Annotated in this window: 13 protein-coding genes; 8 read left to right on the top strand and 5 right to left on the bottom strand. The window is 71.4% G+C overall.

Annotation, left to right across the window (positions count from 1 at the left end; translation table 11 throughout):
* Positions 1-13: 13 nt before the first annotated feature.
* The 3 genes from arfB to QZX64_RS03085 form a co-directional block, all read right to left on the bottom strand.
* The gene (arfB, locus tag QZX64_RS03095) at positions 14-442 is read right to left on the bottom strand and encodes an alternative ribosome rescue aminoacyl-tRNA hydrolase ArfB (RefSeq protein ID WP_295656878.1); all 429 of its coding nucleotides are present in this window, start codon (positions 440-442) and stop codon (positions 14-16) included.
* Positions 439-852 carry a CoA-binding protein gene (locus QZX64_RS03090; RefSeq protein ID WP_295656876.1) on the bottom strand — a complete coding sequence of 138 codons (414 nt, stop codon included), beginning with the start codon at positions 850-852 and terminating at the stop codon, positions 439-441. Before QZX64_RS03090 ends, arfB begins: the two co-directional genes overlap by 4 nt.
* Before the next feature lie 65 nt (positions 853-917).
* Positions 918-1,520 carry a hypothetical protein gene (locus tag QZX64_RS03085; RefSeq protein WP_295656874.1) on the bottom strand — a complete coding sequence of 201 codons (603 nt, stop codon included), beginning with the start codon at positions 1,518-1,520 and terminating at the stop codon, positions 918-920.
* 51 nt (positions 1,521-1,571) lie between these two features.
* Here QZX64_RS03085 and QZX64_RS03080 point away from each other — a divergent pair, with 51 nt between their 5' ends.
* Both QZX64_RS03080 and QZX64_RS03075 read left to right on the top strand, forming a co-directional pair.
* A complete protein-coding gene (locus QZX64_RS03080; protein ID WP_295656872.1) occupies positions 1,572-2,741 on the top strand; it encodes an acyl-CoA dehydrogenase family protein in 1,170 nt (389 codons plus the stop codon).
* Positions 2,742-2,944: 203 nt separating this feature from the next.
* The gene (locus QZX64_RS03075; protein ID WP_295656871.1) at positions 2,945-3,193 is read left to right on the top strand and encodes a hypothetical protein; all 249 of its coding nucleotides are present in this window, start codon (positions 2,945-2,947) and stop codon (positions 3,191-3,193) included.
* Here the strand turns inward: QZX64_RS03075 and nhaA are convergent.
* A complete protein-coding gene (gene nhaA, locus QZX64_RS03070) occupies positions 3,186-4,541 on the bottom strand; it encodes a Na+/H+ antiporter NhaA (protein WP_295656869.1) in 1,356 nt (451 codons plus the stop codon). The genes QZX64_RS03075 and nhaA overlap by 8 nt on opposite strands.
* Before the next feature lie 207 nt (positions 4,542-4,748).
* Here nhaA and QZX64_RS03065 point away from each other — a divergent pair, with 207 nt between their 5' ends.
* The 6 genes from QZX64_RS03065 (at position 4,749) to QZX64_RS03040 (ending at position 10,033) form a co-directional block, all read left to right on the top strand.
* Positions 4,749-5,717: a PstS family phosphate ABC transporter substrate-binding protein gene (locus tag QZX64_RS03065; protein ID WP_295656867.1), complete on the top strand. Its 969-nt coding sequence runs from the start codon at positions 4,749-4,751 to the stop codon at positions 5,715-5,717.
* Between the two features lie 11 nt (positions 5,718-5,728).
* Positions 5,729-6,658, top strand: coding sequence for a phosphate ABC transporter permease subunit PstC (gene pstC / locus QZX64_RS03060; protein WP_295656864.1), 930 nt, complete (start codon positions 5,729-5,731; stop codon positions 6,656-6,658).
* Positions 6,658-7,566: a phosphate ABC transporter permease PstA gene (pstA, locus tag QZX64_RS03055; protein WP_295656862.1), complete on the top strand. Its 909-nt coding sequence runs from the start codon at positions 6,658-6,660 to the stop codon at positions 7,564-7,566. The genes pstC and pstA overlap by 1 nt, the downstream gene beginning before the upstream one ends.
* A gap of 113 nt (positions 7,567-7,679) precedes the next feature.
* Positions 7,680-8,468 (top strand): phosphate ABC transporter ATP-binding protein PstB, encoded by a 789-nt coding sequence (gene pstB, locus QZX64_RS03050; RefSeq protein ID WP_366558502.1) that lies wholly within the window; start codon positions 7,680-7,682, stop codon positions 8,466-8,468.
* 9 nt (positions 8,469-8,477) lie between these two features.
* Positions 8,478-9,242 carry a response regulator transcription factor gene (locus tag QZX64_RS03045; RefSeq protein WP_295656860.1) on the top strand — a complete coding sequence of 255 codons (765 nt, stop codon included), beginning with the start codon at positions 8,478-8,480 and terminating at the stop codon, positions 9,240-9,242.
* Between the two features lie 302 nt (positions 9,243-9,544).
* Positions 9,545-10,033 carry a MarR family winged helix-turn-helix transcriptional regulator gene (locus QZX64_RS03040; RefSeq protein ID WP_295656858.1) on the top strand — a complete coding sequence of 163 codons (489 nt, stop codon included), beginning with the start codon at positions 9,545-9,547 and terminating at the stop codon, positions 10,031-10,033.
* A gap of 35 nt (positions 10,034-10,068) precedes the next feature.
* Here QZX64_RS03040 and QZX64_RS03035 read toward each other — a convergent pair.
* Positions 10,069-10,715, bottom strand: a 647-nt coding sequence (locus tag QZX64_RS03035) for a zinc-binding dehydrogenase (protein ID WP_295656855.1), incomplete at its 5' end; no start/stop codon positions are given.

The raw sequence follows: 10,715 nt of genomic DNA, 5'->3' as shown, positions 1-10,715 counted from the left end.
GGGCGACGGTCCGTCACTCGGGGCCGACCCGGCCCCGCAGCCGCTTGACGTCGGAGCGCCGCGACTTGGCATCCAGCCGGCGGCGCTTCGACCCACGGGTCGGCTTGGTGGGCACGCGCGGCCGCGGCGGCGGCGCGACGAGCTCGCGGATCCGCGCCGCCATCCGCTCGCGGGCCGCCACCCGGTTGCGGTGCTGGGAACGGTGCTCGGAGGCGACGACGGTCAGCGGGCCGCGCGCCTGGGCCGTCGCCCGAGCCCGCTGCGCCTCGTCGAGCACCGCCGACGTGGCGGGGTCCCACACCAGCTCGACCCGCGAGTCGGTCGTGTTCACCGACTGGCCGCCGGGGCCGGGGGATCTGGAGAAGCGCTCGACCAGCTCGTCGGGAGGGATCACCAGGCCGCTGGGGATGCCCGGGCCGCTCGGGACCTGGAGCTCCCTCACCTCCGGCGGCGCCACTCGATGGCCGGGCAGGTGTCCATGACCATCGCCACGCCGGCCGCGGTGGTGCGCTCGAACGCCGCCTCGTCGACGACGCCGAGCTGGAACCACACGGCCTTCGCGCCGACGGCCACGGCCTGGTCGGCGAACTCGCCGGCCGCCTCGGACCTGCGGAAGACGTCGACCACGTCGATCGGGAACGGCACGTCGGCCAGCGACGCGTAGCCCTGCTCGCCGAGCACCGTCGGTGCGTCGGGGTGGATCGGGACGATCCGCTTCCCCCGCTCCTGCAGCAGCCGCGCGATGGAGTACGCCGTCCGGCTGGTGTCGCCCGACAGGCCGACGACGGCCCAGGTCCCGAGGTCGTCGAGCATCAGCGAGAGGGCGGCGGGATCCTGCCAGGAGGTCGACATGTACTCCACGGTAACTCGCCTTGCAGGAACGGCGTACCGCTGTGACCGGTGCGCCCCGCACGTCGTCAGTCGAGGTCGCGCACGAACGACCGCACCCGGGTCACCGACGGGGCGGCGGGAGCGGAGGAGAACCCGAACCGCACGGCCGGCCGCAGTGGTGCCAGCCCACCCAGCGGCCTGCCCTCGAACGTGCCCGACACCGACGCCACCCGGTGCACCGCGCGGGCGGCGTACCACTGCGTGCGGTCGCTGCCCGCCGATCCGTGGGTGCGCACGCCGGGCATGAGCAGGCGGGCCACCGGATCGGTCAGCCGGGCCCAGGGCTCCCGGTCGCGGACCGCGCCCGGCACCAGGCGCAGCGGCGCCGAGACGAGGTGGCGGCGGCCCACCACGATGTCCAGCACGAGCGAGTCCGTGCGCACCGCCCAGGTGTCACCGGTCGTCACGGACACGGCCTCCACCCGCACCTCGTCGAAGGCGTAGGTGCCGGCGACGAAGTCGGCGACCTCCCCGGTCGGGGCCAGCAGCAGCCGGTGTCCGGCGGCCGTCTCGAGCATCACGTCCGCGAACGCACCGAGCGGGCTCGTGACCCAGGCGCCCACCACCAGTCGCACGCCGGAGGAGGTGCCCACGCCGGCGATCCGGCCGTCGAAGACGCTTGTCGCCATCGGCCGACCCTACGTCCAGGGCTCGCCGTTACCCAGCAGTAGGATGAGGAGGTGAGCGAGTATCCCCTCTACGCCCTGTCCGAGGAGCATCAGGCCGTCCGCGCGGCCGTGCGCGCCGTCTGCGACGCCAAGGTCGCGCCGTACGCCGCCGCCGTCGACGAGGAGGCCCGCTACCCGCAGGAGGCGCACGACGCGCTGCTGGCCGCCGACTTCCACGCCCCGCACGTGCCGGAGGAGTACGGCGGCGCGGGCGCCGACGCGCTCGCGACCGTGCTGGTCATCGAGGAGGTGGCCCGCGCCTGCGTGTCGTCCTCGCTCATCCCCGCCGTCAACAAGCTGGGCTCGCTGCCCGTGCAGATCGCCGGCTCGGAGGAGCTGAAGAAGAAGTACCTCGGCGCGCTGGCCCGCGGCGAGGGCGGGTTCTCCTACTGCCTGTCCGAGCCCGAGGCCGGCTCCGACGCGGTGGGGATGAGGACCCGCGCGGTGCGCGCCGGTGACGACTGGGTGCTCGACGGGGTGAAGCGCTGGATCACCAACGCCGGCGAGAGCGAGTTCTACACCGTCCTGGCCGTCACCGACCCCGACCGGCGCAGCAGGGGCATCTCCGCATTCGTCGTCGAGAAGTCGGACCCCGGCGTCTCCTTCGGCGCCAAGGAGAAGAAGCTGGGCATCAAGGGGTCGCCGACGCGGGAGGTCTACCTCGACCGGGTGCGCATCCCCGCCGACCGGATGATCGGCCCGGAGGGCACCGGCTTCGAGACCGCCATGAGGACCCTCGACCACACCCGCATCACCATCGCGGCCCAGGCTGTCGGCGTCGCACAGGGCGCACTCGACCACGCGCTGGACTACGCCAAGGAGCGCACCCAGTTCGGCAGGCCGATCGCCGACTTCCAGGGCCTCCAGTTCATGCTCGCGGACATGGGCATGAAGGTGGAGGCGGCCCGCCAGATGACGTACGCCGCGGCCGGCCGCTCCGAGCGCGACGACGACGACCTGACCTTCTTCGGCGCCGCGGCGAAGTGCTTCGCCTCCGACGTCGCCATGCAGGTGACCGTCGACGCCGTGCAGGTGCTGGGTGGCTACGGCTACACCCGCGACTACCCCGTCGAGCGGATGATGCGCGACGCGAAGATCACCCAGATCTACGAGGGCACCAACCAGGTGCAGCGGATCGTGATGGCCCGGCAGCTGCTGGCCGGGGTGCAGAGCAAGCTCTGACGGGTCGTCGTACCCCGAGCTGCTGGAGGAGGGCGACGTGCATGTCCGTCCCGGTGAACACGTCGTCGAGGGGCCAGCCTTGGCCGTCGTGCTCCGGCCGAACGGCTCGTCGAGGAGGCCGTCGACGGACTGCGGGCGGCGGTGCGCCTGGGTCGGGCTCGGACACCTGACCAGGACGTGGGGTTCCCGGTCCTGCTCCTGGCATGGATCACGTGCTCGACGCCATGCGTGTCTACGCGGTCAACCACCCCACGGTCCTGCACCGGTCTCTCGGCCTCGTGGAGCAGGTAGCCGTCGTCAGCGCCGACCCGGAGGTTCTTCGGACCCTGGAGGACCACGTGCAGCACCTGGTCGAGTCCTTCGCGGCAGCCTCACCCCACCGACGTGACCTCGATGCCTTGAGCATGCGCGCCGACCGTCTCCTGGCAGATCTTCGGGAGCGACTCAGCTGATGTCTGGCCGATCGGTGGCGGGCGGCTGCTCGGTCGGGCCCCGACCGGGTCCTCCGCCGTACACGTCGGGGATCCCGTCGGCGTCGGCGTCGACCGCCTCCGCGGCTGCCATGCGCTCGTAGGCGCGGTCGCGGGACTTGACGAGGATCGCGGCGAGCAGGCCGGCCACCAGGGAGCCGGTGAGGATGCCCACCTTGACGTGGTCGTCGGCCGTGCTGCCCGCACCGAAGGCCAGGTCGCCGATGAGGAGCGAGACGGTGAAACCGATGCCTGCGAGCAGGGAGACGCCGAGCAGGTCGACCCAGGTCAGCTCGTCGTCGAGGCTGGCCCGGGTGAACCGGGCGGTCAGCCACGCGGTGCCCAGGATGCCGACGGGCTTGCCCAGCACGAGGCCGGCGACGATGCCGAGCGCGATGGGGTCCGTGAGGGACTCGCGGAGCCCGGTCAGGCCGCCGATCTCGACGCCGGCGGCGAAGAACGCGAACACCGGCACGGCCAGGCCGGCTGAGATGGGTCGGATGCGGTGCTCGAAGTGCTCGGCAAGCCCTGGGCCGGCATCGGGACCTCCGGCAGCGGCGGATCGGATGACCGGGACGGTGAAGCCGAGCAGCACCCCGGCGATGGTGGCGTGGACGCCCGACTCGTGGACCAGCACCCAGGTGACCAGGGCGAGCGGGATGAGCAGCCACCAGGAGCGGATGCGGCGCTGCACGGCCAGGGCGAAGAGCGCCAGCGGGATCAGCGCGCCGGCCAGTGGCAGGAGGTCCAGGTCGGCGGTGTAGAAGACGGCGATGATCGTGACGGCGACGAGGTCGTCGACGACGGCGAGGGTGAGCAGGAAGGTCCGCAGGCCGGTGGGCAGGTGGGTGCTGATGATGGCCAGCACCGCGAGCGCGAACGCGATGTCGGTGGCGGTCGGGATGGCCCATCCGCTCAGGGCGTCACCGTCGGAGCCGAGGTTGATCAGGACGTAGACGGCGGCCGGCACCACCACGCCGCCCAGAGCCGCCAGGATCGGCAGCGCGGCACGCGCGGGGTCTCGCAGGTCGCCGGCGACGAACTCCCGCTTGAGCTCGAGGCCCACGACGAAGAAGAAGATCGCCAGCAGCCCGTCGGCGGCCCACGTGCCGAGGGTCAGGTCGAGGTGCAGGACCTCGGGCCCCACGGTGAGGTCGCGTAGTGAGGTGTAGGAGTCCCCAGCCGGGGAGTTGATCCAGACCAGGGCCACGGCGGTGCCCAGCAGCAGGAGGGCGCCACCGACGGTCTCCTTGCGAAGGATCTCGGTGATCCTGACGTCCTCGGCGAGGGATCCGCGTGTGAAGAGGCGGCGGGGGCGGAGGTCTGACACATCAGTCCTTCGGGGTCGGGGCGGTCGTTGCCGACCAGACTTCCCGGCGCACCGGTGACGAGCCTACCGGGAGCTCACACACATCGCCGTCGCCGCGATCCGCTCCATCTTTGTTCACGTTCCGTTCAGGAGCGACAGACTCCGTCGTCACCGCGTCTGCCTAGGTTTCAGGACGTCAGCAACCAAGAGACTTACAGGAGTGACGAAGTGACCAGCACTTCATTCCGCCGGGGCATCGTCCCCGGCGTGGCCGTCCTCGCCTTCGCCCTCACCGCCTGCGGCGGGGCCGACGCAGGCGCGGAGGAGGGCAGCGGCAGCAACGGAGTCAGCGGGCAGGTGGCGGTCGACGGCTCGTCGACGGTCTTCCCGATGAGCGACGCGGCCGGTGAGCTGCTCAACGAGGAGAACCCCGACATCCAGGTGTCGGTCTCCGAGTCCGGCACCGGCGGTGGCTTCGAGGCGTTCTGCGCCGGCGACACCGACATCTCCAACGCCTCCCGGCCGATCGACGAGGAGGAGGTCGCCGCCTGCGAGGCGGAGGGCATCGAGTACACCGAGCTCCAGGTCGCCACCGACGCCCTCACCGTCGTCGTGCACCCCGACCTCGCCGTCGACTGCCTGACGGTGGACCAGCTCGTCCAGCTCTGGGCGCCCGACTCCAAGGTCGCCAACTGGAGCGAGCTCGACCCGAGCTTCCCCGACCAGGACATCGCGCTCTTCGGTCCCGGCACGGACTCGGGCACCTACGACTACATGGCGAGCGAGGTCATCGACCCCGACGCCGAGGAGCCCGCGACCCGCCAGGACTACGAGGCCTCCGAGGACGACAACGTGCTCGTCCAGGGTGTGGCGGGCACCGAGGGCGCCACCGGCTACTTCGGCTACACCTACTACGAGGAGAACCAGGAGCAGCTCAAGGCCCTGCAGATCGACGGTGGCGAGGGCTGCGTGGAGCCCTCCGCGGAGACCGCCCAGGCCGGTGAGTACACCCCGCTCGCCCGCCCGCTGTTCGTCTACGTCAAGAACACGGCCTACAACGACAACGCCGCGGTCAAGGAGTACGTCGACTTCTACATCGAGAACCTCTCCCAGATCGCCGAGGTCGGCCAGTTCATCCCGCTGAGCGAAGACCTCTACGCCGAGACCCAGTCCGCGGCCGAGGGCCTGGCGAGCTGAGCATCCCCTCCATGAGCAACAACGCCTCCAGCGTGGTGGGCCCGTCCGGTCGGACGGGCCCACCCGCCGTGAACCTCGCCCGCAAGAGCCGACCCGCCGAGAGCGCCATCCGCGTGGTGCTGACGTCGTCCGCGTTCGTCTCCGTCGCCGTGACCGTGGGCATCATCGCGGCGCTCATCCGACCGGTCCTCGACTTCTTCGGAGAGGTCCCCTTCGGGGACTTCTTCTCCACGGAGGGCCAGTTCGCCGTGCTCCCGCTCGTCGCGGGCACCCTCATGGTCACCGTGATCGCGCTGCTCGTCTCCGTCCCCCTGGGGCTCGGCGCGGCGATGTACCTCTCCGAGTACGCCTCGCGTCGAGCGAGGAAGTTCCTCAAGCCCACCGTGGAGCTGCTCGCCGGGATCCCGTCGGTGGTGTACGGGTTCTTCGCCCTCACCTTCGTCACGCCCACCGTCCTTCAGGACCTGCTGGGCGTGCAGGTGAACTTCACCAACGCACTGTCGGCCGGCCTGGTGCTGGGCGTCATGGTCATCCCGACCATCGCCTCGCTGTCGGAGGACGCACTCTCCGCCGTCCCGCACTCGCTGCGGCAGGGTTCGCTGGCGATGGGCGCCAACCGCATGCAGACGACGCTGCGGGTCGTGTTCCCGGCCGCCCTGTCCGGCATCGCCGCCGCCATCGTGCTGGGCATGTCGCGGGCGATCGGGGAGACGATGATCGTGGCGCTCGCCGCCGGCGCCCAGAAGAACCTCAGCGTCGACCCTCGCGAGGGGATGCAGACCATGACCGGCTTCATCGCCCAGACCGCCGGCGGGGAGAACCCGGTCGGATCGACCTCGTACAACACCCTGTTCGCAGTGGGCATGCTGCTCTTCGTGATCACGCTGCTGGTCAACGTCGTGAGCATCGCCCTCGTCCGTCGCTTCAGGCAGGTCTACTGATGAGCATCGCCACCACCACCGCCCGCGAGGTCACCCAGTCGCTCGCCACCGGGCGCAGCAAGGAGCATGGCCCGGCCGCGCTGATCTTCCTCGGCCTGCTCTGGTTCTCCATGTTCTTCGGCGTCGTGGTGCTCCTCGTGCTGATCATCGACACCATCATCGAGGGCTCGTCGCGGTTCGACGGAGCGCTGCTCACCGAGTACGGCTCACGGGTCTCGCCGGAGACGACCGGCTTCCGGGCAGGCATCCTGGGCAGCGCGTGGCTCATGGTCTTCACCGCCCTGTTCGCGGTGCCACTGGGCATCGCGGCCGCCCTGTACCTCGAGGAGTTCGCCAACCGCGACCGCTGGTGGAACCGGCTGATCGAGCTGAACCTGCAGAACCTCGCCGCCGTCCCCTCGATCGTCTACGGCCTCCTCGCGGTCGCCGTGATGGCGTTGCTCGGGTTCGACAACAGCGGCACGGTGCTGGGCGGCGCCATCGCCCTGGCCCTGCTGATCCTGCCGGTCATCATCATCACCACCCGAGAAGCTGTCCGTGCTGTGCCCCGTGAGATCCGCGACGGGTCCCTCGCGCTGGGCGCGACCGTGTGGCAGACCACCTGGCGGCAGACGCTCCCGTCGGCCATCCCGGGCATCGCCACCGGCACCATCCTCGGCCTGTCCCGGGCGATCGGTGAGGCCGCCCCGCTGGTCGTCGTGGGCCTCGCCGGGTCGGTCCGGTTCGACCCGGAGGGCCTGCTGAGCTCGATCACCGCGCTGCCGATGCAGATCTTCTCGCTGACCTCGCAGTCCCAGGAGGACTTCCAGACCGCGGCCTCCGCGGCGATCGTCGTCCTGCTCGTCATGATCCTCGGCCTCAACGGCCTGGCCATCTTCATTCGCAACAAGTTCCAGAGAACCTGGTGAGGAGTCACCCCATGCCTGCAAATGCCGCCTACGCGAACAGCCGCACCCCGGCCGGTCACGTCCCGGACCCGCTGGTCGACGCGCACGACGGCGAGTCGCGAGGTCTCCCCGACATGCCGCCCGACCCGGTGATGGAGGCCTTCGGCCTCAACGTCTACTACGGGGACTTCCATGCCGTCCACGACGTCAACCTCTCCTTCGGGCGCCACGAGATCACCGCCCTCATCGGCCCCTCCGGATGCGGCAAGTCGACCGTGCTGCGATGCCTGAACAGGATGAACGACCTCGTGACGGGGGCGCGCGTCGAGGGCGAGGTCACCTATCACGGGCAGAACATGTACGCGCGCAACGTCGACCCGATCGCGGTGCGCACCCACATCGGCATGGTCTTCCAGAAGCCCAACCCGTTCCCCAAGTCGATCTACGACAACATCGCCTACGGCCCCAAGGTCACCGGCATGAAGGTCGAGAACATGGACGACCTCGTCGAGGGCGCCCTGCGCGGCGCCGCGCTCTGGGACGAGGTCAAGGACAAGCTGAAGCAGTCGGCCTACGGGCTGTCCGGAGGACAGCAGCAGCGTCTGTGCATCGCTCGCACCATCGCCACCAAGCCCGACGTGATCCTCATGGACGAGCCGTGCTCCGCCCTGGACCCGATCGCCACGGCACGCGTCGAGGACCTCATGCACGAGCTGCGGTCGGACTACACGATCATCATCGTGACCCACAACATGCAGCAGGCCGCACGCGTCTCCGACCGCACCGCCTTCTTCACCGCCCGCGCCGACGAGACGACCGGCAACCGCACCGGCCTGCTCGTGGAGTTCGACCGGACCAGCCAGATGTTCTCGGCGCCCCGCGACAAGCGCACGGAGGACTACATCTCTGGTCGTTTCGGCTGAGGATCGTGCATGTCTGCAGCACTCGGCTCACTGCCGCAGGAGGAGCACCTGTCCGACCGGCCGGAGCGCCGGCCCACGGCCCGCACCCACTCGGGACGATGGACCGAGACCAGCGGGGCACACCTCCTGGTCGTCGATCCGCTGGGCGATGACCCGGCCGTGCGGGACGACATGAGCACGCGCGGGGTCCACGTGACCTGGGTCGGGTCGACGGTCGACGGGCTCGTCGAGTTCGGCCGGATGCGTCCCAACGCCGTCGTCATCGCTCCCGACGCCCACGGGATCGCGGCCCCGGAGTTCGTGGCGAAGGTCCGGGAGTACGGCTGCTCCTTCGTGATCGCGGCCCTCGACCCGGCGCATGCCTCGGACGCGGGCGGGCTGATGCTCGCCGGCGCGGGGGCGGCCGTCTCCAGGCCCTACACGGCCGAGGAGATCTGGGAGGTCCTGCAGCGGTTCGACCACGCCCTCGACGACCACGCGCGAGTGTCCTTCGGCCCGATCGAGCTGGATGCGCGGGCCTACACCGTGAAGGTGGGAGGACAGCGCATCCCGGACCTTCCGTGGAAGGAGTTCGAGCTGCTGCGCACGCTGCTGCACCGGGCGCCGGAGCTGCTCTCCGACGCGGACCTGCGCGCGTCGCTGTGGGGGACCGACGCCGGCCGCCCGACCGGCAACAACATCTCCGTCCACGTCGCCCGGCTGCGCACCAAGCTCGAGGGCGTCGCGCGGGTCCGGCGCGTGCGGGGGCGCGGCTACTCGCTCACGCTCGCCTGAGCGGGATCGGCGGCCCGGGACCGTCGCATCGACGTGGCGGGGACTCCGAGTGAGGTCGAGATCTTCGGGACCTGTCCCGCCTGCAGCACGGCCCGCGAATGAGCCCGCGAATGAGCCCGCCCGGGCACTCCTTGCGCTCGCGCATGCACCAGCCCCGCCTGGCTACCGCGGTGCCGCGGCGCCTGGGACGCGGGCTCCGCGCGGCATGCGGGAGGAGGGACGGGCCGATGGCGACGGGCTCGACATCGCGGTCACGGGTGGATCGTCGGGGCGCCCCGGCGGCCGACAGCGGCTCAGAGGCCGTGGACGAGGTCCAGAACCGCGCCACCGAGGCCTTGACGGCCGTCTCCCGCACGATGACCGCGATCGTGGCGCGCACCCTCAGCGAGGTGGCCCAGGACATCTCGGTGCCGCAGCTGCGGGTGCTCGTCGTGCTCGGCGCGCACGGGCCCATGAACCTCTCGACGCTCGCGCAGCACCTGTGCCTCAACGCGTCCAACGCCAGCCGCACCTGCGACCAGCTGGTCGCCGACGGACGGATCAGCCGTCAGGGCGACGACACCGACCGGCGCACCGTCGTCCTGCGACTGACCGACGACGGCACCCGGTTCGTGGCCGGCCTGATGGCAGCGCGTCGCCGGCTCATCGGCGACGTCGTCGCCCGGATGGCGACCGACGACCAGCGGATGCTCGCACAGGGTCTCGAGGCCTTCTCCTCGGCCCTGGGAGCCGCCCCGCCGGAGCAGACCGTCGGCCCGCCCGACGGCCGGATCCTCCCGTGGCTGCTGTAGGACGACGCCCTCGGTGGCCCGGTCCGGGCGCCCGATCACGAGGACGTCCCCAGCCGGACCACCGTCATCCCCGCGGTGGTGGGGGGCCGGCTCATCGCCGCCAGCGCGGCGCCGGCCTCCGCCAGGCCGATCACCGAGCCGACGAGGAGGTCGGGCCGCACCGCGCCGGAGACCACGAGGTCGATCAGGGCGGGGTAGTCGCGGGCGGCCATGCCGTGGGAGCCGAGGACCTGCAGCTCCTTGGCCACCACCAGGCTCATCGGCAGCGGCGGTGCGGCGTGCTCGCCGAGCAGCAGCCCCACCTGCACGTGCCGGCCGCGCGGGCGCAGGCAGGACACCGAGGCGACGGCGGTGTCGGAGGACCCGACCGCGTCCAGTGACACGTGCGCGCCGCCCCCGGTGACCTCGACCACCTGCCCTAGCGCGCCGGGGCCGCCCTCGACGGCGACCTCCGCCCCCAGCTCGGCGGCCCGGGCCAGCGCAGCGGCGGACACGTCGACAGCCACGACGCGCGCGCCGAGCGCCACGGCGATCATCACCGCCGACAGCCCGACCCCGCCGCAGCCGTGCACGGCGACCCAGTCGCCGCGGCGTACGCGCCCGTGGGCGGTCAGGGCGCGGAAGGCGGTGGCGAACCGGCACCCCAGGGAGGCGGCGGTGACGAAGTCGAGGCCGTCGGGCA

The sequence above is a fragment of the uncultured Nocardioides sp. genome (genome assembly GCF_902805925.1).
Classification (GTDB): domain Bacteria; phylum Actinomycetota; class Actinomycetes; order Propionibacteriales; family Nocardioidaceae; genus Nocardioides.
The sequence above is the reverse complement of the archived record's forward strand: the minus strand, read 5'-3'. Positions and strand labels throughout refer to the sequence as shown.